At 71.5% G+C, this 24,000-nt stretch carries 22 protein-coding genes, 1 tRNA gene and 1 pseudogene; 23 read left to right on the plus strand and 1 reads right to left on the minus strand.

Annotation, left to right across the window (positions count from 1 at the left end; genetic code table 11):
* Positions 1-196 precede the first annotated feature (196 nt).
* The 11 genes from AOQ53_RS33870 to AOQ53_RS33915 all read left to right on the plus strand — a co-directional run bounded on the left by AOQ53_RS33870 (position 197) and on the right by AOQ53_RS33915 (position 6,800).
* Positions 197-550, plus strand: a complete 354-nt coding sequence (locus AOQ53_RS33870; protein WP_059423151.1) for an SCO3933 family regulatory protein — start codon at positions 197-199, stop codon at positions 548-550.
* Positions 551-552: 2 nt separating this feature from the next.
* Positions 553-1,908, plus strand: coding sequence for an FtsK/SpoIIIE domain-containing protein (locus tag AOQ53_RS33875; RefSeq protein WP_059423153.1), 1,356 nt, complete (start codon positions 553-555; stop codon positions 1,906-1,908).
* An 84-nt stretch (positions 1,909-1,992) separates the two neighbouring features.
* Entirely contained in the window at positions 1,993-2,658 is a 666-nt protein-coding gene (locus AOQ53_RS33880) for a DUF2637 domain-containing protein (protein ID WP_078945635.1), read from the plus strand.
* A gap of 19 nt (positions 2,659-2,677) precedes the next feature.
* Positions 2,678-2,872: a hypothetical protein gene (locus tag AOQ53_RS33885; protein WP_059423157.1), complete on the plus strand. Its 195-nt coding sequence runs from the start codon at positions 2,678-2,680 to the stop codon at positions 2,870-2,872.
* 1 nt (position 2,873) lies between these two features.
* Entirely contained in the window at positions 2,874-3,065 is a 192-nt protein-coding gene (locus AOQ53_RS33890; RefSeq protein ID WP_059423159.1) for a mobile element transfer protein, read from the plus strand.
* An 11-nt stretch (positions 3,066-3,076) separates the two neighbouring features.
* Complete coding sequence (locus AOQ53_RS43215; protein WP_099054752.1) at positions 3,077-3,232, plus strand: hypothetical protein; 156 nt, start codon at positions 3,077-3,079, stop codon at positions 3,230-3,232.
* A 25-nt stretch (positions 3,233-3,257) separates the two neighbouring features.
* Complete coding sequence (locus AOQ53_RS33895; RefSeq protein WP_059423161.1) at positions 3,258-3,581, plus strand: hypothetical protein; 324 nt, start codon at positions 3,258-3,260, stop codon at positions 3,579-3,581.
* 88 nt (positions 3,582-3,669) lie between these two features.
* The gene (locus AOQ53_RS33900) at positions 3,670-3,855 is read left to right on the plus strand and encodes a hypothetical protein (protein ID WP_059423162.1); all 186 of its coding nucleotides are present in this window, start codon (positions 3,670-3,672) and stop codon (positions 3,853-3,855) included.
* Positions 3,848-5,212: a replication initiator protein RepSA gene (repSA, locus tag AOQ53_RS33905; protein ID WP_078945636.1), complete on the plus strand. Its 1,365-nt coding sequence runs from the start codon at positions 3,848-3,850 to the stop codon at positions 5,210-5,212. The genes AOQ53_RS33900 and repSA overlap by 8 nt, the downstream gene beginning before the upstream one ends.
* Positions 5,209-5,406, plus strand: coding sequence for a helix-turn-helix transcriptional regulator (locus AOQ53_RS33910; protein WP_059423166.1), 198 nt, complete (start codon positions 5,209-5,211; stop codon positions 5,404-5,406). The genes repSA and AOQ53_RS33910 overlap by 4 nt, the downstream gene beginning before the upstream one ends.
* Positions 5,406-6,800 (plus strand): tyrosine-type recombinase/integrase, encoded by a 1,395-nt coding sequence (locus tag AOQ53_RS33915; protein WP_059423169.1) that lies wholly within the window; start codon positions 5,406-5,408, stop codon positions 6,798-6,800. The genes AOQ53_RS33910 and AOQ53_RS33915 overlap by 1 nt, the downstream gene beginning before the upstream one ends.
* Positions 6,801-6,981: 181 nt before the next feature.
* Here the strand turns inward: AOQ53_RS33915 and AOQ53_RS33920 are convergent.
* A tRNA-Arg gene (locus AOQ53_RS33920) sits at positions 6,982-7,054 on the minus strand.
* A 320-nt stretch (positions 7,055-7,374) separates the two neighbouring features.
* Between AOQ53_RS33920 and AOQ53_RS33925 the strand changes: the two genes are divergently transcribed.
* The 12 genes and pseudogenes from AOQ53_RS33925 to AOQ53_RS46910 form a co-directional block, all read left to right on the plus strand.
* A complete protein-coding gene (locus tag AOQ53_RS33925; RefSeq protein WP_059423172.1) occupies positions 7,375-8,982 on the plus strand; it encodes a dynamin family protein in 1,608 nt (535 codons plus the stop codon).
* Between the two features lie 3 nt (positions 8,983-8,985).
* On the plus strand, positions 8,986-10,908 hold the full coding sequence (locus AOQ53_RS33930; RefSeq protein ID WP_059423174.1) for a GTP-binding protein: 1,923 nt from the start codon (positions 8,986-8,988) through the stop codon (positions 10,906-10,908).
* Positions 10,909-11,269: 361 nt separating this feature from the next.
* Positions 11,270-11,758 carry a single-stranded DNA-binding protein gene (locus tag AOQ53_RS33935; protein ID WP_059423176.1) on the plus strand — a complete coding sequence of 163 codons (489 nt, stop codon included), beginning with the start codon at positions 11,270-11,272 and terminating at the stop codon, positions 11,756-11,758.
* A 279-nt stretch (positions 11,759-12,037) separates the two neighbouring features.
* Positions 12,038-13,447, plus strand: coding sequence for a Cys-Gln thioester bond-forming surface protein (locus AOQ53_RS33940; RefSeq protein WP_078945637.1), 1,410 nt, complete (start codon positions 12,038-12,040; stop codon positions 13,445-13,447).
* A 57-nt stretch (positions 13,448-13,504) separates the two neighbouring features.
* Complete coding sequence (locus AOQ53_RS33945; protein ID WP_059423181.1) at positions 13,505-13,945, plus strand: GNAT family N-acetyltransferase; 441 nt, start codon at positions 13,505-13,507, stop codon at positions 13,943-13,945.
* A gap of 163 nt (positions 13,946-14,108) precedes the next feature.
* Complete coding sequence (locus AOQ53_RS33950) at positions 14,109-15,545, plus strand: hypothetical protein (protein ID WP_059423194.1); 1,437 nt, start codon at positions 14,109-14,111, stop codon at positions 15,543-15,545.
* Between the two features lie 29 nt (positions 15,546-15,574).
* The gene (locus AOQ53_RS33955; protein ID WP_174523389.1) at positions 15,575-16,612 is read left to right on the plus strand and encodes a glutamate ABC transporter substrate-binding protein; all 1,038 of its coding nucleotides are present in this window, start codon (positions 15,575-15,577) and stop codon (positions 16,610-16,612) included.
* Positions 16,613-16,660: 48 nt separating this feature from the next.
* Positions 16,661-17,995: a hypothetical protein gene (locus tag AOQ53_RS33960; RefSeq protein ID WP_059423185.1), complete on the plus strand. Its 1,335-nt coding sequence runs from the start codon at positions 16,661-16,663 to the stop codon at positions 17,993-17,995.
* 17 nt (positions 17,996-18,012) lie between these two features.
* Complete coding sequence (locus AOQ53_RS33965; protein ID WP_408055217.1) at positions 18,013-20,685, plus strand: serine/threonine-protein kinase; 2,673 nt, start codon at positions 18,013-18,015, stop codon at positions 20,683-20,685.
* A gap of 3 nt (positions 20,686-20,688) precedes the next feature.
* Positions 20,689-22,182, plus strand: coding sequence for a PP2C family serine/threonine-protein phosphatase (locus tag AOQ53_RS33970; protein ID WP_059423198.1), 1,494 nt, complete (start codon positions 20,689-20,691; stop codon positions 22,180-22,182).
* Positions 22,183-22,282: 100 nt separating this feature from the next.
* Complete coding sequence (locus tag AOQ53_RS33975; protein ID WP_059423186.1) at positions 22,283-23,629, plus strand: vWA domain-containing protein; 1,347 nt, start codon at positions 22,283-22,285, stop codon at positions 23,627-23,629.
* A 32-nt stretch (positions 23,630-23,661) separates the two neighbouring features.
* A pseudogene (locus tag AOQ53_RS46910) lies at positions 23,662-24,000 on the plus strand (FHA domain-containing protein); the annotation flags it as partial.

Below are 24,000 nucleotides of genomic sequence, written 5' to 3' on the forward strand. Positions count from 1 at the left end.
CCATCGCAGCAAGGCGAGTTGAGATGCCGAAGCAGCGACGGCGCTTGACATCTGGTGCGCACCAGATGCAGCCTACTGGTGCGCACCAGTAGGGGCGCTCCCCGCAGCTTTGCTGCATTCATCTGTCAATACACGAGAGCGGCGACCCACCGCCAAGCAAGTACGCCGCTCCCGCCCCTCGCAAGGGAGTTCCATCATGCGTCAGATTCCCGTTGAGACGTCCGGCGCGACCGTGATGGTCGCCAAGGCCCCGCAGCCCAAGGTCCGTGACCGCCGTACCGGTGAGATCGCCACCGACGCCGACGGCGTCAAGCTGATGACCGTGGACGTGATGTTCGCGGCCAACGACGAGGTCGAGATCCTTTCCATCACCGTCCCGGAGCCCGGTATCTCCAGTGACCTGGCCATGGGCACCCCCGTAGCGCTGACGGGTCTGATCGCCCGGCCGTGGGAGAACGAGTTCAACGGCCAGAAGCGCCACGGGATCGCCTTCCGCGCGGTCGCCGTCACCTCCCTGGCCGCCACCGGCTCGGCCTCTGAGGCGGCCTGATCATGACCTGGTTCATGGTCGCTGTGGTTGTGGTCGTCGCCGCTGCGGGTCTCCTGCGGTGGCGGCGCCCCGCCTGGTACTGGCTGACCTTCGGGGTCCTCGTCGCCACGGTGCGGGTCCTGGTCCGCTACGCCTCGGTCATGGACGCCTGCGGCCTGACGGTTCCGCCCTCGCGCTGGCGGCTGGCTCTGGCCCGGGTGGCCAACCGGCCGGTGCCGGACTCCCGTATCCCGCGCATCCTGCGGCTGCGGCCCACCCGCACCGGCTTGGTCCTGCGTCTCAAGCTCCGACCGGGACAGGACGCCTTCGACGTCTCTGCCGCGACGGACCGGCTGCGCCACTCCTTCGGGATGTACGGCGTGACCTCCCGAGAGGTCCGCTCGGGTGTCGTTGAGGTGCGGATGACCGGCTACGACGTGCTCAAGCAGGTCCAGATGCCCGCCAAGACTGACACGCGCCCGATGCGGGTTCCGGTCGCGCTGCGGGAAGACGGTTCGGTGCACTACCGCGACTACCGCGCCGTCCCCCATGGCCTGACCCTTGGGGCCACTGAGTCGGGCAAGTCCGTCTATCAGCGCAACCTGGTCGCCGCACTCGCCCCGATGGACGTCGCCTTGGTCGGCATCGACTGCAAGCAAGGCGTCGAGCTGTTCCCGCTCGCCCGCCGCTTCTCCGCCCTGGCCGACAACCCCGACACCGCCCTGGAACTGCTCGAAGCCCTGGTGTCGCACATGGAGGAGGTCTACCAGCTGATCCGGGCGGAGCAGCGCATCAGTGTCGCGGTGCCGGATGCGGAGATCGCTGCCGACATCTGGGATCTGCCCGACGACATCCGCCCGGTACCGGTCGTGGTCCTGGTCGACGAGGTCGCCGAACTCGCCCTGTTCGCTTCGAAGGAGGAGGAGAAGCGCCGGGACCGGATCATCACCGCGCTGGTCCGTCTCGCCCAGCTCGGCCGCGCGGCCGGCATCTACCTGGAGATCTGCGGACAGCGCTTCGGCTCCGAACTCGGCAAGGGCATCACCATGCTCCGAGCCCAGCTCACCGGCCGCACCGCCCACCGCGTCAACGACGAAACATCCGCCAACATGGCCTTCGGCGACATCTCCCCGGACGCCGTCCTGGCCGCCATCCAGATCCCCGCCGAAACACGCGGCATCGCGATCGCCGGTGACTCCACCGGAGGCTGGCACCGCATCCGCGCCCCGCACACCTCGCTGCGCCAGGCCGTGAACACCTGCAACAAGTACGCCGACCGCACCCCCGACGTGCCCGCCCTGGCCGCCTACCGGCCCGCCGTCGCCGCGCTGCCCTCGGCCCGGGTGCCGCTGTCCAAGACAGCCCCCGCCACCGCCTGACCCTTCCCCTGCTCCACCGGTCGGCGCGACCGCTTCGCGCCAGGTCCCTACCCCCGCCATGCCACATCACAGGAAGGAGCCGTGATGGCCCGCCCCGCTCTCCGCGTCGACGCGGTCCTGGTCCAGGCCGTCATTGCCGGGGCGCTGTCCTTCGCCCACCTGCACGACCTGGCCGCCGCTGCCGGACAGGACGGCTGGAAAGCCTGGGCCTACCCGATCAGCGTGGATCTGCTCCTGGTCGCCTCCTGGCGGCGGCTCCGTTCCGATGGCCCGTCCCGGCTGGCCTGGTGTTGGTTCATCGTCGCCCTGTTCGCCTCCCTCGGCGCCAACATCGCCACCGCCGGACTCCTCGACCTGACCGACGTCCCGGCCTGGCTGCGCATCCTCGTCGCCGCCTGGCCCGCCCTCGCCTTCATGGGCGGCACCCTCCTCGCCCACTCCGCACCGGAGCAGGTTCCGGATCCGCCGGCACCCATAGCCCCGGCCACCCAGCAGGACGAGATCGAACCAGAGCCCGAGCCTGAGCTGGTTCCGGCGATCGACGACACCCCGGCCCCTGCCGCCGCCGAGCCCGCCCCGCCCGTGCCCGCTCCGGCTGTGCCGGTCCCGGCCGCGCTGGTCGACCACGCCCGCAAGGTCGCCGACGACCACCGCACCCGCACCGGTTCGCCGATCGACACCGACACCCTGCGCGCCCGGCTCGGCGTCCCGCCTCAGCTGGCCGATGCCATCGTCGCCCAACTCGCCTGACATCGAAGGGAGACACGCCATGACCAGTGACCCGGCCGACCTGACCGTCGCCGACCACCTCGACGCCGCCCGCGAGATGGCCGCCGCGAACCGGCCCTTCCTCGCTCACCTGCTCGCCGAGGAAGCCGCCCGCCGCACCCCCGACCCGGCCACCGCCGCCGGTATCCGCGCCGCCTTCCCCGACTCGGCACTGACCCGAGAGGAGACCGACTGACATGCCCGCTCGTGACCACTTCCACTCCGTGATGCGGATCGGCCCGGTGCAGATCGGCACCCACCGCGACCGCCACGGCCAGACCAAGTACGCCGCCGTGTGCACCACCGACCGCTGCGGCTGGTCCTCCGACTACTCCAGCCAGTCCGCCGCCCAGCTCGCCGCCCGCACCCACCGCTGCCGCGTCCGCTAGGAGGCAACGCCATGGAAGTACCGCTCTGGCTCGCGCTGCTCGTCGTCGGCTACCTCGGCGTCAAGCTCATCCGCCCGCCCGCCTGGCTCATCGCCGTCCTGCTGCTCGGTGGCTTCCTCCTCGCCGACAGCGTCCTTGCCCCCGCCATCGACGCCTTCATCAAGTAACCGCCCCCGTAAGGGAGAACCGCTGATGTTCCGTCCGAGGATCCCGACCATGCCCACGCCGACCGGCCACGTCACGCCGCCTGCCGTGGTCGAGCCGACCACCATCGTCCCGGCCGCCCAGACTCCGCCGCGTGCCCCGGTGGCCCCGGCCCCCGCGCCTGCCCGGCCGACGGTGCAGCTCACCCCGGGCACCGCGCTGGCCCTGGTCGGCGGCGGCACCGCCGTGGTCTTGGTCGTCGGCGCCGTTCTGGTCTCCATGCTCCTGGCGGTCGCCGTCACCGGCGCCTCGGTCGCCGTCTGCGCCGTCGTCCTGCGCTCACTCATCGCCGCGGAAACGAAGCGACGCTGACCGGCCCCCGGGCGGCCCTGAAACCGCCAAGTCTCCGCCGCCCGGGCGCCGTCCCTGTCCGATCTCACAACCGGAAGGAACTCCCAGCATGACGCACCGCACCTCACCGGCAGCCCGCATCTGCCCGAACTGCGACGGCTTCGCCACGGTCGCCATCACCACCGGCAGCCGCGACCAGCACGGCCACCTGCCCACGCTCACCATCGCCTGCCGGGCCTGCAACGGCCAGGGCACTGTCCCCGCCCGCCGCGTCCAGGAGGGTGCACGTGCCTGACCTGCTCGACCCGACCACCCTCGGCGACCTGCTGAGGGTGGCTTCGGCCTCTGACTACCACCGCTGGCACGAGCAGATCCGCCGCACCGGCGGCTGCGCCGACCCCATCCACCTCACCGGCTGGACCCTCACCAAGGACAAGACCACCGGCCAGACCCTGCACCACTACACCACCGCCAACGAGCCGGGCGGCCGTCTCCGCGTCGCCTGCGGGAATCGCCGCGCTTCGCGCTGCCCCTCCTGCGCCTGGACCTACGCGGGCGACACCTACCACCTCATACGCGCCGGACTCGCCGGAGACGACCGACGCGATATCCCCGCCACCGTCCGCGACCACCCCCGTGTCTTCGCCACCCTCACCGCCCCCTCGTTCGGCAGGGTCCACAACCGGCCCGACCGGGGGGCCTGCCGCTGCGGCACCCGCCACGCCCCGGACGCCCCGGAACTGGGCACCGCCCTGGACCCGGCGACGTACGACTACGCGGGTGCCGTGCTGTTCAACAACCACGCCGGGCAGCTCTGGCAGCGCTTCACCAACCGCCTCCGCCGCGAGATCGCCGCCCGCGCCGGCATCACACAGCGGGACCTGAAGGAGTGCGCCCGCCTTTCGTACGGCAAGGTCGCCGAGTTCCAGAAACGCGGCGCCCTGCACTTCCACGCCGTGATCCGCATCGACGGCCCCGACGGACCCGAGACCGCCCCGCCCTCCTGGGCGACCGTCGACCTCCTCGCCGACGCGATCCGAGCAGCTGCCGCGCACTCCTACACCTCAGTCTCCGTCCCGGCCGCCGAAGACCAACCGGCCCGCACCTTCCGCTGGGGCACCCAGCTCGACGTCCGGCCCGTGAAGGCCTTCGGCGACGGCTCCGACATCACCGAACAGGCCGTCGCCTCCTACGTCGCCAAGTACGCCACCAAGGCCGCCGAGAACACCGGCACCCTGGACCGCCGCATCGGCGAACTCTCCGAACTCGACCGCCACCAGGTCCCCGACCACACCCGCCGCCTCATCCAGGCCTGCAAGCAGCTCGACCCGCTCTACCCCGACCGGCGCCTATGGGCCTGGGCTCACATGCTCGGCTTCCGCGGCCACTTCTCCTCCAAGTCCCGCCGCTACTCCACCACCCTCGGAGCCCTCCGCCAGGCACGCGCCGACTACCGCGCAGCCCAAGAACACGCCGCCCTCGGCCTGGACGACCGCGAGCCGGACACCGTCCTGGTCCTGGCCGACTGGCAGTACGCCGGACACGGCCACACCCCCGGCGAATCAGCCCTCGCCGCCACCATCGCCCGAGACATCCAAACCAACCGCGAAACCGCCCGCGAAGCCCTGCTCAGCGAAGGGAGTGGTTCATGACCACGGCCACCAGGTCGCGCTCCATGCTCACCCTCGCAGAGGTCTGCGAGGAGCTGAGCATCTCGCGCTCAACCTTCTACGACTGGCGAGCGAAGAGGCGTGCACCGCGCTGCATCAAGCTCCCGAATGGCGACCTCAGAATCCGGCGGAGCGACCTCGATCACTGGCTCGATGACCGGGAGGACGCCGCCTGATGGAGACGACGTACGACGTAAAGGTCTACAAGATCCTCACCTACAAGGGCGCCCGGAAGACCACCTACACCGTGCGCTGGGTGGTCGCGGGGAAGCGCTGGCGTGAGCCCTTCGACACCGTTGCGCTCGCGGAGGGTTTCCGCTCCGAACTCATCCGGGCCACTGGCAAGGGCGAGGCATTCGTCATCGCCACCGGACTCCCGGTCTCCCACCGCTCCAAGTCGGCTGCCATGAGTTGGTACAAGTTCGCCGTCGAGTATGTGGATGCCCGGTGGCCTCAGCTCGGCGGCAACAGCCGCAAGAACATGGCCAAGACCTTGACGGCGACCACCATCGCGCTGCTGCGGGCCAAACCCACCCAGTTCGCGCCTGCCGCCGTGCGCACCGCCCTGCGTGAGTGGGCGTTCAACACCAACCGACGCCCCGACGCACCCCGAGACGTGGTGGCCATCCTCCGATGGGTTGAGCGGAACTCCCTGCCCGTCTCGGCCTGGGAGGACCCGGAGAAGGTCGACCAGGTCCTGCGCGCCATCGACACGCGCCTCGACGGCAAGCAAGCGGCGGCCTGGTCCCGCAAGCGCAACCGCCGCATCCTCAACGTCGCCATGAAGTACGCGATCCGGCGGCGCATCCTACGGACCAACCCGCTTCCCAAGGGCAAGGAGTCGACGGCCGTTGTAAAGACCACGAATGCCGTGGACAAACGGTCCCTGCTGAACCCGGAGCAAGCGGCGGCAATCCTCGACTGGATACGGCGCCGGCCACGCGGCGGCGAGCGACTTCACGCCTTCTTCGCCACGCTGTACTACTGCGGTCCCCGGCCCGAGGAGGCCGTAGCGATGCGGGTGGAGGACGTGACCCTGCCCGAGCCCGACGCTGCCGACCAGTGGTGCGAGCTGCTGATCCACACCGCGACCCCCGAGGTCGGAAAGCAGTGGACAGACACGGGGGAGATCCACGAACAACGCGACCTGAAAGGCCGTGCGGAGGGTGAGACCCGCACTGTCCCGGGGCATCCCGCCCTCACGCGCATCCTGCGGCAGCACATCGAGGACGAAGAGCTCAAGCCAGGTGACCTGCTGTTCCAAGGCGAGTCGGGCGGCATCCTCGCCGGTTCCGTCATCCGTCGAGCGTGGCGCAACGCCCGAAAGGCCGTACTGCCCCCGCACGTCTTCGAGTCACCCACCGGACGGCGTGTCTACGACAACCGGAACACGCGCCTGACGAAGTGGCTGAACGACGGGATTCCACCCGCACAGGTGGCCGAGTGGGCCGGAAACAGTGTTGCCGTGCTCCTGGCGACCTACGCCCGCTGCGTCGAGGGCCAGCTGCCCGACCTGAAGAGGCGGCTCGAAGCTGCCGGAGATCTTCCTGAGCGGCCGTCCGCCGACTGACCTCGCGGCCCGCAGAAACTTCGACACGTATTCGACACGGCCACCCGCAAGAACCCGGTAACAGCCGGACAGCCCCGGAGCCCGCCCTTGATCACCAAGAGGGCGTCCGGGGCTTCGGCGGGTCGGTCGGAACCCACCCTGACCAGCAAAAAGCCCTCCCCAAGGGGAGGGCGGAGACTTGCGCCCCCGGCAGGACTCGAACCTGCGGCCAAGCGCTTAGAAGGCGCCTGCTCTATCCACTGAGCTACGGGGGCCGGTGTGGTGGCCTCTGTCGTGGTGCCCTGGTGTGGGCTGATCCGTGACGTTGCCGGGGACAAGGATAGGGCTCCCGCGTCCTTGTCCCTGTTGCTTCGCCTCCGTGGCTCGATGTGGAGGTTCAGTGAAGCGGTCCTGATAATCGCAGGCAGGTACGAATCGTGCACCGCTTTTGGCGTCCGAGGCATCGGGTGTTGTGCACTCGTTATGCCTGGAGTGCGCCCGTGTCCCAGTCGTCCCTTCCGTCCCTTGTGTTCTGTCGGCGCGCAGACATGCTCATATGCTTCAGAATTCCCCTAAAATTGGGCATTCTTCACATGTGGTGACCTTGGACGTACGGCCTCAGCTGCTCAACGCACTCTCCGCCCTGCGCGACCGTGTCGCCGCCGCACGCTTCCCGCTGCCCCTGGCGGGGGCCCCACGCGCGCGTGCCAGCCGCGACGAACTGCTCGCTCAGCTCGACGACTACTTGGTGCCCCGGCTGAGAGACCCCGAAGCGCCACTTCTGGCCGTCGTGGGGGGCTCCACGGGGGCCGGGAAATCCACGCTGGTGAACTCCCTCGTGGGGCGGCGGGTCAGCGAGGCCGGGGTGCTGCGGCCGACGACACGGACCCCCGTGCTGGTCTGCCATCCGGAGGACCATCACTGGTTCAGCGGGATGCGGGTGCTCCCCGATCTCACCCGTGTGTGGGTTCCCCAGCAGGACCCCACGGACGATCTGCTGCTCCCGGGCGAGGACCCCGCGCGCGTGCTGCGCGTCGAGACCACCGAGACGCTGCCGCCCGGCCTCGCCCTCCTCGACGCCCCCGACATCGACTCCCTGGTCTCCGACAACCGCGTCCTGGCCGCCGAGCTCATCTGCGCGGCCGACATCTGGATCATGGTCACCACGGCCGCCCGCTACGCCGACGCCGTCCCCTGGCACATGCTGCGCACCGCCAAGGAGTACGACGTCACCCTGGTCACCGTCCTGGACCGGGTGCCCCACCAGGTCGTCGCCGAGGTGTCGCGGCAGTACGGGGCCCTGCTCACCAAGGCCGGACTCGGGCAGGTGCCGCGGTTCACCGTGCCCGAACTGCCCGAGTCGGCCTGGGGCGGCGGGCTCCTACCGGCCAGCGCCGTGGCCCAGCTGCGCACCTGGCTGGTCCACCAGGTCCAGGACCCGGCGGCCCGGCAGCAGGTCATGGCCCGCACCGCGTACGGCGTCCTCGACTCCCTCAAGTCCCGGATGCCCGAGCTGGCCGCCGCCGCCGCCGCACAGTACGCCGCCGCGCTGCGGCTCACCGCCGCCGTCGACGGGGCGTACGACAGCGAGCACTCGCGCGTGCGGGGCCGATTGCAGGCCGGGGCGGTGCTCGCCGGGGACGCGCTCAAGCGGTGGCGCGCCTTCCCGCTGGACTGCACCGCCGACGAACTCCTCGACGCGCTCGTGGAGAGCCTGAGCGCGCTGCTGCTGTGCGCCGTCACCGCCGCCGACGAGCGCATCGACGACGCCTGGCGGCGCGAACCCGCGGCGGCCGCACCCGGGCTCGCCGACCGCGAACCCGCCGCGGAGAGCGCCGAACACCGGATCGGTCTCGCCGTACGGCGGTGGCGGCGGGAGCTAGAGGAGCATGCCGAGGACGAGGTGCGCGAGCTCGACCGGAACCTCGCGCCCGACCCAGAGGTGGTCGCTGCCCTGGTCGCCACCTCCCTGCTGGGCGGCCGCCGGGGACGGACGGCCGGGGAGGGGCTCGCCGAGCGGATCGGCGCCCACGGAGCGCTGCGGCTGCGCGACCGGGCCGGACGGCTGCTCACCGAGCACGTCGACCGGGTCCTGCACGCCGAACGCGAGCGCCGACTGGCCCCGCTCGACGCCCTCGACATCCACCCGGAGCCCCAGGCCGAACTCATCGCCGCCCTGTCCGTACTGCAGAAGGAGAGGTGACCGGTGACCGCCGTCACTGACCAGGACCACACCGAGCGCTCCGACCAGCCGGGCGACGCGGACGAGGCGAGAGCCGCCGAGAACCCATCGGCGCAGGCACCTGAGAGCGCGCCCGAGAACGCCTCCGAGGGCGAGAGCACGGACGACGCCCACGCGCGCGTGCCGGGCGGCGACTCCTCCTCCCGTACGGATGCCCGCATGGACGCCCGTACAGACTCCCGTACGGACTCCTCGGCCGCCTGGGACGACGGGCTCATCGCGCGGCGGGTCGACGAGACCACCGCGGGAAACCAGTACGCCGTGGTCGACAGCCGTACCGCCGCCCCGCCGACGGTGTCCCCGCTGGTGTACGACGGGCCGTTGCGCTCCCGGCTGGAGACGTTGCGCGAACTGGTGGGGCTTTCCCGCACCCGGCTCGACAGCCGGACGCTGGCGGAGGCGGGCCGGGTGCTCGACGAGGCGGCCGCGCGGCGCAGGCTCTCCGGGCAGCACACCGTCGTCGCCATCGCGGGCGCCACGGGCAGCGGCAAGTCACAGCTGTTCAACGCGCTCGCCGGGGTGGCCATCTCGGAGACGGGAGTACGCCGTCCCACCACCGCGGCGCCCATCGCGTGCAGCTGGAGCGACGGAGCCGCGAGCCTCATCGAACGGCTCGGCATCCCGCCCCGGCTGCGCCGGCGTCCGCTGCCGACCGGGGACGGGGAGTCCCAGCTGCGCGGACTCGTCCTCGTCGACCTGCCCGACCACGACTCCGCGGCCGTACAGCACCGCGAGCACGTGGACCGCATCCTGGCGCTCGTCGACGCGGTCATCTGGGTCGTCGACCCGGAGAAGTACGCCGACGCCGTCCTCCACGAGCGCTATCTGCGGCCGATGGCGGCCCACGCGGAGGTCATGTTCGTCGTCCTCAACCAGATCGACCGGCTGCCCGGGGAGGCCGCCGAGCAGGTCCTCGACGATCTGCGGCGGCTCCTCGACGAGGACGGCATCGCCCTCGGGGAGTACGGCGAGCCGGGTACGACCGTGCTCGCGCTGTCCGCGCTCACCGGCGACGGCGTCGGTGAACTGCGCGAGGCACTCGGCCAGTTCGTCGCGGAGCGCACGGCGCCGGCCCGCCGTATCTCCGCCGACGTGGACATCGCGGCCGCCCGGTTGTGGCCCGTCTACGCCACGCAGCGGCGGACCGGGCTCAGCGAACAGGCCCGGGAGGAGTTCGCGGACCGGCTAGCGGACGCCGTGGGCGCCACGGCGGCGGGCGAGGCCGCCGAACGCGCGTGGCTGCGCAACGCCAACCGTGCCTGCGGGACGCCCTGGCTGCGGTTGTGGCGCTGGTACCAAGACCGCGGCGAGCCCGCTACGGGGCGGCTCCCCTCGCGCACGCAGGCCGACGAGGAGGCCACCGCCCGGCAGCGGGTCGAGCAGGCGGTACGGACGGTGGCCGACCGGGCCTCGGCCGGTCTGCCCGCGCCTTGGGCGCATGCGGTGCGCGAGGCGGCCGTCCGCGGCTCCCAGGGGCTGCCCGAGGCGCTGGACGAGCTGAGCGTGCGCGCGGGAGTGCCGACGGGGCGCCCGCCGCGGCCGGGGTGGTGGCCGATGGCTGTACTGTCCCAGGCGTCCATGACCGCCCTCCAGTTCCTGGGCGGCCTGTGGCTGCTGGGCCAGATCGTCGGGGTCATGTCGCCGAACCTGGGCGTGCCGGTGCTGCTGATGGTGATCGGCATCGTCGGCGGGCCCCTCATCGAGTGGAGCTGCCGGATGGCGGCACGGGGGCCGGCCCGGCGCTACGGCTTGGAGGCGGAACGCCGGTTGCGGGAGGCGGCGGCCGGGTGCGGGAGGGCTCGGGTGCTGGATCCGGTGGCGGCGGAGCTGCTGCGGTACCGGGAGGTTCGGGAGCGGTACGGAAGGGTGGTGGGGGCGGGGAGCTGATGCCGGGCCGGGACGGTGCCTTAGGGAGCGGCGTGGCGGTTGTGACGGGCCGCAGATGGCACTCGGCGTCACTCACCACTCCACTTCACTCGCCACTTGGCGTCATTGGCACTTGGCGTCATTCCGCATTTGGCGTCATTCGGCTCTTGGCGTTTCTCGCCACTCGGTGTCGCGCATCGCTCGGCGCACGCACCACTGGGCGTCACCCGTCCGGGTGGCGGCGTTGTCCACAGGCGGGCGGTGATCCACAGCGCTCAGCGGGCTCGGCCCGGCGGCGGCAGTCTGGCAGACACAGCCGTACGGGACGGGCCCGTACGCGTATCGGCCCGGTGTCGCAGTCCGGGTGAGGGAGGGGTTCGCGATGAACGAGACGATGATCTGCGCGGTCGGCAGGGTGGCGACGCAACCGGTGTACCGGGAGATGGCGTCCGGCCCGTCGGCGAGGTTCCGGATGGCCGTGACCGCGCGCTACTGGGACCGCGAGAAGAACATGTGGACGGACGGGCACACCAACTTCTTCACGGTGTGGGCCAACCGGCAGCTCGCCACGAACACGGCGGCGTCGCTGACGGTGGGCGAGCCCGTGATCGTCCAGGGCAGGCTCAAGGTGCGGACCGATGTGCGCGAGGGGCAGAGCTGGACCTCGGCGGACATCGACGCGGTCGCGATCGGACACGACCTGGCCTGGGGCACCTCGGCGTTCCGCCGCGCAGGCAAGCTGGAGACGGCGTCCGCGCCGACGCAGGCCGAACCCAACTGGGAGACCCCGCCCGGGGATTCACCTGATCGGATCCCGGATTCCGCGGACACCGCCGCCCAACAACCCCCGGGCGTCGCCGTATTGACGTGACGTCAATCACCCGCCCGCCTGCCCGAAGTGCGGCTTATCGGTGAGTGCGCACCGAAAAATCGGCGGTGGACTTGTCGATAAGCCCTGCTCACAAGGGGTCTTGGCGATAACGATTCCGAGTCGGATCACTCGTCCGACCGTCTCACCGGCGAGCGGCGTCCGCCGCGTACCTAGGATGCCGGGCATGGCTCTCGGGGCTCTTGCGGCCTGTGAGGCCTGTGATTCTGCTGGTGGGACCGTACCCCCCACATCGACGGGTCCTGCTCGAAGGGGAATTTGGTGTTTGCTTCGTTCTCTGCGGTGTTCGTACGCAGGCGAGGGGCTGCCCGCCTCGGTGCCGCGACGCTGGTGTCCGGGCTCGTCGCCGCGGGCGGGCTGGCCGGCGCCGGCCAGGCGACCGCCGAGGAGACCACGCGCAGTGCGGGCGGGGCGACCGCGACGATAGCCGGGCTCAAGACGTACGGCACCGCGGTGATACACGGCGACACCGGGGACCAGCAGGTGTCGGCCGGCCTGTTCGAGATGTCCGTCGAGGGCGGCGGCATGCTCCAGACGTACTGCGTCGACCTGCACAACCCGACGCAGCGGGACGCCAAGTACCACGAGACGCCCTGGAGCGGCACGTCCCTGGGCGCCAACAAGGACGCCGGCCGGATCCGCTGGATCCTCCAGAACTCCTACCCGCAGGTGAACGATCTCGCGGCGCTGGCACGGAAGGCGGGCGTCCGCGGTGCGCTGACCGAGCAGGACGCGGCGGCCGGCACGCAGGTGGCGATCTGGCGCTATTCGGACGACGTGGCCGTCGACGCCCTCGACCCGCAGGCCGAGCAGCTCGCGGACCATCTGGAGAAGAACGCCCGGAGCCTGCCCGAGCCCCGGGCCTCGCTGACCCTCGACCCGCCGGCGGTCTCCGGCCGGCCGGGGGAGCGGCTGGGCCCGGTGACGGTGCGCACCGACGCCGGCAGCGTGACGGTGAGCCCGCCTGCGGACGCCGCCACGAGCGGGGTCCGGATCGTCGACAAGCAGGGCAAGTCCGTCACCTCCACGTCCGACGGCGGACAGGTGTTCTTCGAGGTGCCCAAGGACGCGGCGGCCGGCACGGCGGAACTGACCGTGCAGGCCTCGACCACCGTGCCGGTCGGCCGGGCCTTTGCCTCCGAGAGCCGGAGCCAGACGCAGATCCTGGCCGGTTCCAGCGAGTCGACGGTGTCGGCGACGGCCGGGGCGACCTGGGCGAAGGAGGGCCCGATCCCGGCACTGTCGGCGGCGAAGAACTGCGCCGAGGGTGGCGTGGACATCATCGCGTCCAACAAGGGCGACGAGCCGTTCACCTTCGAGCTGGCCGGACTCGATCACACCATCGCCGCGGGTGAGTCCCGAACCGTGACGGTCCCGCTCCAGGAGGACCAGGCGTACGACTTCACGATCCACGGCCCGGGCGGCTTCACCCAGCGCTTCACCGGCATGCTGGACTGCCAGATACAGGGCAGCGAGACCGGCACGGCCACACAGACCCTCAGCGAACCGAGCCCGGCCTCGGTGGGCGGCACGGCGACGGACACCAACCTCGCCGAAACCGGCAGCTCCGGAGTCACCCCTCTCATCGCAGGCATCGCCATCGCCCTGGTCCTGATCGGCGGGACGACCCTGATAGTGCTCCGCCGCGGGGAGACACCGGCGGGGGACTGACGGTCACGCTCCGCTGAAGGCCACTGCCCGGGCAGCCCCTCGCTCTACGCTCAACCCATGAAGATCACGGTACGGGCGGCAGTCGAGGCGGATCTGGCGGCGCTGCTGGGCCTCTTCGGCGAACTGAACCCGGACGACGCGCCGTTGTCCCAGGCGGCCGCGGATGCCGTCTGGGTGGCGATATCCGGGCAGCAGGGGCGGACCGTCCTGGTCGCCGAGGCCGAGGGTGTCGTGGCCGGGACGGTGGACTGCCTGGTGATGCCGAATCTCACCCGCGGCGGTCGAGCCATCCTGTTCGTGGAGAACATGGTGGTGGCCGGCCGCTTCCAGCGGCGGGGCGTCGGGCGTCGCCTGATGGAGGCGGCCGTGCGGCTGGGGGAGTCGGCCGGCTGCTACAAGGTGCAGTTGCTGGCGGCGGACGACGAGTACGTGCACAGCTTCTACGAAGCGTGCGGCTTCAAAGCGCTGGCGCAAGGGTTTCGCCGCTATGTGGAGTAGCTGTGCGCATTCCCGACGGGAACCGAACCGATTCCCCTGACGTGTTTCGGGGCAAGGGGTGGTGCCTCGCGCTGCGATCAGACCAAGATCGAGGCAAGGCCGGTGCGGATGTCAGTGCCGGAAGGGATACTTGCGGCGACGGATGACCATGGGGGAGGTCACAGTGACACATCTGCCGACGAGCAGCACACGACCAACGGGGCGGGGCCTGCCCACCCTCCCGGCCGTGCCGGCCCAACCGGCACCACCGGCCCAAGCCCCCCACGGCTCTGCGGAGCCTCAGCCCCGGCGTACCGCCTTCGCCGAGGGGCTGGACCAACTCCGTGCCGCCGCCACCACAGAGCCCGGCCGCCTCCGTATCATCGGCGCCCTGCTCGCGCTCCTCGTCGTCGCCTTCGGCGCCGTCACCGCCTGGCAGATGACCGACCGCGCGGCCGCCGCCGATGACGTCCTCACCAGCAGCCAGCCCCTCAGTTCGGACGCGGCCGACATCTACCGCTCCCTCGCGGACGCCAACACCGCCGCCTCCAGCGGTTTCCTCGCCGGCGGCCAGGAGACGGCCGCCTCCCGCGACCGCTACGAGAAGGACATCCGCACGGCTGCGGAGAAACTCGTCAACGCCGCCGCCAACTCGGACCCGGACTCCCCGTCCGCGGCGACCATCGCCAAGCTCAACAGACTCCTCCCGGAGTACAAGGGCCTGGTCGAACGCGCCCGCACCTACAACCGCCAGGGCTTCCCGGTCGGCGGCGCCTATCTCCGCTACGCCAACGAGAAGATGCAGCAGGAGATGCTCCCGGCGGCGGAGGACCTGTACAAGAAGGAGAACCAGCGCCTGCGCGCGGACTACGCGGACGCCACGCCCTACCCCTGGGCCGCCATCGCCCTCGGCATCGCCGCCCTGGCCGCCCTCGCCTGGGCCCAGCACCGCAACTACCAGCGCACCAACCGCGTTTTGAACCACGGCCTGGTCGCCGCCACGGCCACCGCGACGGTGGTCCTCCTCTGGCTGGTCGTCGGCCACAGCGTCGCCCGCGCGGGCCTGAACGACTCCTACGACCACGGCGTCCGCTCCCTGAACGTGCTGCACGACGCCCGTATCGCCTCCCTCAAGGCCAGGGGCAACGAGAATCTGACCCTGGTGGCCCGCGGAGCCGAGACGAAGAAGGTCGGCGAAGAGACCTACGACGCCTACGACTACGACTTCCGCACGGACATCAACGCCCTGGGCAAGTACCTGGCGGCCGCCGGCGAGCTCGCCGACGACGCGTCGGGCGAAAGCCCCGTCACCGCCGCCGTCGGCAACATGACGGAGTGGAAGAAGCGCCACACCGCGGCCCGCGAGCAGGACGAGAAGGGCAACTACCAGCAGGCGCTGGACAAGGTCATCGGCACCGAGAACGCGACCGGCGAGTGCTTCGACGGCGTCGACGAGAACCTGCGCACGGCACTCGCGCACGAGGAGACCGAGTTCAAACGCGCGGCCGGTGACGGCCGGGACGCCCTGACGGGCCTGTCGGCAGGCGCGGCCGTCCTCGCGGTGCTCGGCGCAGCGGGCGCGGTGCTGGGCATCGGCCGCAGGCTGTCGGAGTACCGATGAACGGGACACTGGTGAAAGGGGGCGTGACCATGCGAGCACGACGTCTGCGGGCCAGTCTGAAGGGCTGGGGCGGGGTGGCCGCGATGGCGGTCGTCTGCGCCCTGGTGGCCGTCTTCGCACTGTGCGTCCCGCTGTCCGGACCAAAAGGCGTGGACGGCCAGGCCGTCGCCCAGTCGGCCCGGGTCAAGGCCGACAAGGCCGAAGAGGACTGCGAAGCCCCCGAGAAACAGACCCTGTCGCCCTCCTCAGCCGACGGTGACACCATCCAAGCGATCAAGAACCGCCAGGGCGACAAGCGCAAGCTGATCGTCGGCGTCGACCAGAACAGCTACCGCTGGGGCTACCGCAACCCCAACAGCGGCAAGACCGCGGAGCTCGAGGGCTTCGACATCGACCTGGTCCACCGCATCGCCGAGGACATACTCGGTGATCCGCGGGCGGTCCAGTTCAAGGCGATCCCCACCGACCAGCGCATCCCGGCGATCCAGGACGGCCGCGTGGACATGGTCGTGCGCACGATGACGATCAACTGCGAGCGCATCGACGACGTCGCCTTCTCCGCGCCGTACTTCAAGACGGGACAGCATGTCCTGGCCCCCAAGGCCTCGTCCATCAAGGGCTACGACGACACGCTCGCCGGCAAGAGGATCTGCACGGCGGCGGGCTCCACGGCGTACTCCACGCTGGAAGCGGACAAGAAGGACGGCAAACTCCCCGCCACCACGGACATCTCCACGACCGTCCCGAACCAACTCGACTGCCTGGTCAGGCTCCAGCTCGGCGAGGCCGACGCGGTGGTCACCGACGGCGCGCTCGCCGCGAGCCAGGCGGCACAGGATCCGACGGTCGAGCTCAAGGGTGACGCCTTCACTGCCGAGTACTACGGCGTGGCGATGAAGCAGGACGCCGACGATCTGGTACGCCGGGTCAACCAGATCCTGGTGGACTACCGCAAGGACACCGCGAACGGCTGGCAGGCGTCGTACGACAAATGGCTGTCGGCGACACTGGGCAAGAATTCGGAGAAGTCGGAACCACCGACACCGCAGTACCTGCGCACGACCTGACAACCGCACCGCCCCCCCAACCGGCACAACCGCAGCGAGAGGTGATCGATGGGCGTCACGGGATCCACCGGGCCGGTGATGGACCGGGACGAGGTGGACCGTGCGCTGGCGCGGCTCGGCGCGGAGCACGAGGCGATCGAGACCTCGCTCCTCGCCCTCCAGGACCACGCGGGCCGCAGACTCCTGGAGGGCGCCGAGCTCACCGGCGTCACCCAGGAACGCTGGACGTCCACGGAGGCGTCGATCACGCTGCTGTGGACGTACTTCGACGCGTACACGGACGCCTTGCGCACCGCCCGGGAGATCCGCGCCCGCCGCCGCTGGTCCAGCCGCGAGGACCTGGTGGAGCTGACGGAGCTGCTGAACGGCGAGTCGGTCACGGTCGCGGGCAGCGTCACCGCGACGGCCAACGCCCCGACCCTGCACGGCACGGCGAACAAACTCAGCGAACGCTACTCGCTCGGCACCCTCGTCGACCGGATGAACGAGCTGTACGCGACGAGCCTGGACATGGTCGTCGCGGCCGACGCGGTCTGGTCGGCGCTGCCCGCCCGGATCGATCTGCTGGCGGCCGAGCTCCAGCGCACCCGCCGGCTGGCGCATTCGGTCGGGGTGCGTCCCGGAGAGCACCCGGCGGGCGACGACCTGGAGCGCATCACCCGCACGCTCACGAAGCTGCGCGAGCAGGTGGTGTCCGACCCGCTGGCGTTCTGGCAGCCGGCGGAGGGTAGTTCGGCCCCGGGCGGCGGCAGGCCGGACACGACGGTGTACGACCGTGAGGCGCGCGCCCTGGAGGACGTACGCCGGGAGATCGACGCGGTCCTGACCGTACGGCAGGACGCCGAGAAGCGGATCGTCAGACTGCGGGACGTCCTCAGCCGCGCGGACCGTACGCTCGCCGAGGCGCGCACCGCCCGCGGCGAGGTCCTCGCGAAGATCGCGGCGACGGAGGTACCGGTCGTCAGCGGACCGCCGACCGCGTTGCAGGAGCAGCTGGCCGCGGCCGCGGAGTACCGCAGACAGGCACAGTGGCACCGCCTGTCGCCGCTCCTGGAGTCGCTTGAGGAGAAGGCGGAGGACGAACTGCTGCGGGCCCGCGAGTCGTTGACCGCGGTCACCGCACCCCTGGCGGTCCGCGCCGAACTGCGTGGCCGGCTCGACGCGTACAAGGCGAAGGTCGCCAGGCACGGCTTCGCCGAGGACACGCTGCTCGTCGAGCGGTACGAGAAGGCGCGCCGCATGCTGTGGAGCGCCCCCTGCGATCTGCGCGCCGCCGAACAGGCCGTGCTGCGCTACCAGCAGGCCGCCGCGGAACTGCTCGGCGGTCCGCGGGTGCCGGACCAGGGCGTGCCGGAGGACGACCGGAGGGGGCCGGGCGCATGAGCGACAAGGGGGAGTCCGTGAGTCAGGCACCGAACGAACCACCGAACGAACCGCCGAGCCAGTCACCGGGCGAAACGCGGGGTGAGCCGCAACGCACCTGCCAGCGCCCCGCCTGCGGCGGCACCTACGAAGACGTGGGCGGCGGCGAACTGTACTGCGACACCTGCGGCCTGGCCCCCGTCGTCGCGTCGAACGGCATGGTCGGGTCGCCCCCGACCGGCATCACCGCCGGCGGCAAGGGCGGCTCCCGCGGCTCGGGGGGCGGCGGCAGCTCCCCTTCCAGCAGCCGCAGTTCCCGTACGTCGTCCCAGTCGTCGAAGTCCCGCCGCTCGGTGTCGGGGCGCCTCTCGCGCTCCCTGTCGGGCAAGGCGACGAGCCGCTCGGTGTCGGTGCGCAGCTCCGGCTCCGCAGCCGGTTCCTCGTCCCGGGGCCGGCTGGGCGCCGGACTGGTCCAGGTCCCGCCGATCCCGCGGCCCGACCCGCGCGCCATGGTCCTGGACAACCCCGAAGTGCCCGAGCGGAAGCGGTTCTGCTCGCGCTCGGACTGCGGCGCCCAGGTGGGCCGGGCGCGCGGCGACCGTCCGGGCCGTACGGAGGGCTTCTGCACAAAGTGCGGCCATCCGTACTCGTTCGTGCCGAAGCTGAAGGCCGGGGACGTCGTGCACGGCCAGTACGAGGTGGTGGGCTGCCTCGCGCACGGTGGCCTGGGCTGGATCTACCTGGCCGTCGACCGGGCTGTTTCCGACCGCTGGGTGGTCCTCAAGGGGCTGCTGGACACCGGCGACCAGGACGCGATGGCCGCGGCGATCTCCGAGCGGCGCTTCCTGGCGGAGATCGAGCACGCCAACATCGTGCGGATCTACAACTTCGTCGAGCACCTGGACCAGCGCACGGGTTCCCTCGACGGCTACATCGTCATGGAGTACGTCGGCGGCAAGTCGCTGAAGGAGATCGCCAACGCCCGCCGCACCCCGCAGGGCAGGCGTGACCCGCTGCCGGTGGAACAGGCCTGCGCGTACGGCCTGGAGGCCCTGGAGGCGCTCGGCCATCTGCACAGCCGCAACCTGCTGTACTGCGACTTCAAGGTCGACAACGCCATCCAGACCGAGGACCAGCTCAAGCTGATCGACATGGGCGCGGTCCGCAGGATGGACGACGAGGAGTCGGCCATCTACGGCACGGTCGGCTACCAGGCGCCGGAGGTCGCCGAGGCCGGCCCGTCGGTCGCGAGCGACCTCTACACCGTCGCCCGCACCCTGGCCGTCCTGACCTTCGACTTCCAGGGCTACACGAACGTCTACGTCGACTCCCTGCCCGACCCGGACCACATCGAGGTCTTCCGGCAGTACGAGTCGTTCTACCGCCTCCTGGTCCGCGCCACGGACCCCGACCCGGCCCGCCGGTTCGCCTCCGCGCAGGAGATGACCGAGCAGCTGACGGGCGTCCTGCGGGAGGTCGTCTCCCTCCAGACGGGCCGCGCCCGGCCCGCCCTGTCCACACTGTTCGGGCCCGAGCTGCGGGTCACGGACACGCAGTTGTTCCCGAAGCTGGACGGTGAGGTGTCCAGGCTCGGGGCGAGGGTGGTGCGGAAACGGCGGCACTCCGCGACCGCGGCGGTGCTGCCCGGTGTCCCCTCCCAACCCCACGCCGCCGCCCAGCTTCCCGTCGGCGCCGGAGGAGCCAGGACAGGGCCGGGCCCCGGAGGCGGCCACAGTGGCGTGCAGAGCCTCCCCAGCCCCCACAGCCTCGTCAAACCCGTCGACACCCCCGCCGCCGCCCTCGCCCTCCCCGTCCCCCGCGTCGACCCGTCCGACCCCAACGCCGGTTTCCTGGCGGGGCTGATGACCTCCGCGCCGGCCGAACTGCTCGGCGCCCTCGCGGCCGCTCCGGCCCCGTCGATCGAGACGCGGCTGCGGCAGATCCGGGCCTGGCTGGAGACCGGTGATCCGGCCGCCGCGCTGAAGGCGCTGGTCACGCTGGAGGGGGAGCGGCCCGACGACTGGCGGGTGGTCTGGTACCGGGGCGTGGCCGCGCTGGTGACGGGCGACGACGAGGGCGCCGCGCTCGCCTTCGACGCGATCTACGACGCCTTCCCCGGCGAGATCGCGCCCAAGCTGGCGCTGGGCCAGTGCGCGGAGGTGCTGGGCCAGCTCGACAACGCCGCCGAGTACTACCGGCTGGTGTGGTCGACCGACCCGAGCTATGTGAGCGCCGCGTTCGGGCTGGCCCGGGTGCAGTTGGCGACCGGGGACCGGCGCAGCGCCGTACGGACGCTGGAGTCGGTCCCGGAGTCCTCCATCCACTACACGGCCGCGCGCGTGGCCGCCGTCCGGGCGCGGCTGCGGCAGCGCACGGCGATCGCCTCGGACGTACCGTTCCTGGAGGACCTCACGTCCGCCGCGGCGCAGGTCGAGGCCCTGGAGGCGTACGGTCTGGACCCGGCGCGGCGCGAGCAGTTGTCGGCCGAAGTCCTCGGCTGCGCGCTGGACTGGGTACTCTCCGGGGGCCAGGGTTCCGCCCCTCCCGCCGCCGGGGGACGGACGCTGCTCGGCAGCGGCCTGGACGAGCGGGGCCTGCGTTTCGGACTGGAACGCTCGTACCGCACGCTGGCCCGGCTGGCGCAGGGCGGCGAGGAGAGGATCGACCTGGTGGAACGTGCCAATCGTTACCGCCCCCGGACGTGGGTGTAGTTGATGTCGCAGATGCCCCAGTTGTCCGCCTGCCCGAGTTGCGAGGAACCCCTCGAATCGGGTGACCGTTTCTGCGGTGCGTGCGGATACGACCTGTCCGCCGTGCCGGCACGGCCGGAGGACAACCCGACCATCACCATGAACGGCTCGGTGCCCGGACAGGGCGCTTTGGCCGCCGGTGCGTATCCAGAACCGCCGTCGGTGCCGCCCAACGGCGCGGGCTGGCCCGCCCCCGGGCCGGACGGCGCGGGCGGATCGCAAGCGGCGCACCTGCCGACGGACCTTCAGGGCACGGACTCGGGCGGCTCCACGCTGCCCCCGGACACACCCCCGCCCCCCGGCGCCCCGCCGGCCCCGGCAGCGGGCGTCCGCTTCGACCATCCGCCTCAGGCCGCGGGCCATCCCGTGCCGCCCGGCGGCGCCGAGGGACACCCCGTGCCGCCCGGCGGCTACGCCCCACAGCCCGACGGATATCCGGCACAGTCCGAGACCTACCAGGCACAGCAGCCCGACGAGTACCTCCTCCAGGCACCGGACCCACGGGTGTCCGCCGACCCGGCGGCCCAGGCCCCGGGCGCCGGCGGCAAGGTCTGCGTGGCCTGCCGGGCCGGCCGCGTGGACGACGACGGCTACTGCGAGAACTGCGGCCACGCCCAGCCGCGCGAACGGGACCACATGGAGCAGGAGTCCGGCCCGGTGGCCGCGGTCAGCGACCGCGGTCTGCGCCACCACCGCAACGAGGACGCGTTCGCCATCGGCAGCACCGCGCTGCCGGACGGCTCGCCCGCCTCCGTGGCGATCGTCTGCGACGGCGTCTCCTCCGCGACCCGCCCCGACGACGCCTCGATGGCGGCGTCGAAGGCGGCGAGCGAGACGCTGCTGGCCGCCTTGCCACGCGGCACGCACCCGCAGCAGGCGATGCACGACGCGATCATCGCCGCCTCGCGCGCGGTCAACTCGCTCGCCGCCGAACCCGCCACGGCCCGTGAGCACGCCCCGCACCAGAACGCCCCCGCGTGCACCATCGTCGGTGCCGTGGTCACATCGGGCCTGCTGATCGTCGGCTGGGTCGGCGACAGCCGCGCCTACTGGGTCCCGGTCGACCGGAGCGCACCCCCCGCCCGGCTCACCGAGGACGACTCGTGGGCCGCGCAGATGGTCGCCGCGGGCCTGATGAGCGAGGCCGAGGCCTACGCCGACGAGCGTGCCCACGCGATCACCGGCTGGCTCGGCGCGGACGCCTACGAACTGGAGCCGCACACCGCCGCGTTCAAGCCCGACCGGCCGGGCGTGGTCGTGGTCTGTACCGACGGCCTGTGGAACTACGCGGAGGCGGCCGAGGAGATGGCCCGGGTCGTCCCGCTCGACGCCGCCGCCCACCCGCTGCACAGCGCCCGGGTGCTCGTCGGCCACGCCCTGGACGGCGGGGGCCACGACAACGTAACAGTGGCCCTTGTGCCGTTCCCGGCCGTCCCGCAGGGGGCAGGATCGGCCTGAGGCCGCGTTACGGGGATGCCTCAGCGGACCGGAGGGGACCGGTCCGCCTACCGTCATCACCCCGCTCCGGTGGGGGCTTTCGAGGGGGATCGAAGCAGGCATGGCCAATTTCTCGAAGTCGAACGTGCCCCAGTTCTCGGTGGACGTGTACCAGAACGAGTACCTGCCGGAGGGCGCCGGCGAAGTGAACGCCATCGTCACGGTGACGGCGACCGGCGGCGGCACGATCGGCAGCGCGGTCTCGGCGCCCCACCTCTTCTCGCCCGGTCAGGGCCCGTCCGCGGCCGTGGCGATCATGGTCGATTGCTCCGGGTCGATGGACTACCCGGCGACCAAGATGCGCAACGCCCGCGACGCCACGGCCGCCGCGATCGACACCCTGCGCGACGGCGTGCACTTCGCCGTGATCGGCGGGACACATGCGGCCAAGGAGGTATACCCGGGCGGCGGTCGCCTCGCGGTCGCCGACGCCACCACCCGCGAGCAGGCCAAACGGGCGCTGCGCTCGCTCAGCGCGGGCGGCGGCACGGCCATCGGCACCTGGCTGAAACTGGCCGACCGCCTGCTGACCTCCGCGGACGTCGCCATCCGGCACGGCATCCTGCTCACCGACGGCCGCAACGAACACGAGACGCCTCAGGACCTGAAGGCCGCGCTCGACGCGTGCGCGGGGCGCTTCACCTGTGACGCGCGCGGCGTGGGCACCGACTGGGAAGTGAAAGAAGTCACAGGGATCGCCTCCGCCCTGCTCGGCACCGCCGACATCGTCGCCGACCCGGCCGGACTTGCCGCCGACTTCACGCAGATGATGGAGACGGCGATGGGCAAGGAGGTCGCGGACGTCTCCCTGCGGCTGTGGACCCCGGTCGACACGACAGTGAAGTTCGTCAAGCAGGTCGCGCCCACGGTCGAGGAACTGACCGGCCGGCGCACCGAGGCGGGCCCGCGCGCCGGCGACTACCCCCTGGGTTCCTGGGGGGACGAGTCCCGTGACTACCACGTATGCGTGGAGGTCCCGGCCGCGAACATCGGTCAGGAGATGCTGGCGGCCCGGATCTCGCTGGTCATTCCGCAGCCCGACGGCACCGTCCAGAACCTCGGCGCGCAGGGTCTGGTCCGTGCCGTGTGGACGGACGACATGGTCGCCTCGACGTCGATCAACCCCCAGGTCGCCCACTACACCGGGCAGGCGGAACTGGCGCAAGTCATCCAACAAGGGCTGGATCTTCGTAAGTCGGGAGATATGGACGGAGCAACGGCCAAACTGGGCCGGGCCGTTCAGCTCGCGAGTGCCTCCGGGAACGCCGATACTGCGAAACTGCTTGCGAAGGTGGTGGACGTGGTCGATGCCGCGACCGGTACTGTGCGACTGAAGACGAAGGTCGAAGACGCCGACGAGATGACGCTCGAGACCCGGTCCACCAAGACTGTTCGCGTGAAGAAGTGACCTAGAAGGAATCGAAGGAGGGACGCGCCGACATGCCGACCTGCCCGAACGGACACCAGTCGGGTTCCGACGACTGGTGCGAGGTCTGCGGTCACCGCATGGCGGGTGCCGTGCCTCCGCCTCCTCCCCCGCCGCCCCCGCCCGGCGGCGGCTACGGCTTCCCGCCCCCCGGCGGTCCGGGTGGCCCCGGCGGCCCGGGTGGGCCCGGCGGGCCCGGTGGACAGCCCGGCGGGCGCCCTCCGCACCTGTCCGCCGTACCGAACGCCGAGCCCGAGCTCTGCCCGCAGTGCCGTACGCCGCGTGAGGGCGGCGCACCGTTCTGCGAGGAGTGCCGGTGGAACTTCCTGACGAACACGGCGACTTCGTACACC

Origin of the sequence: Streptomyces azureus (assembly GCF_001270025.1) — a bacterium.
GTDB lineage: Bacteria > Actinomycetota > Actinomycetes > Streptomycetales > Streptomycetaceae > Streptomyces > Streptomyces azureus.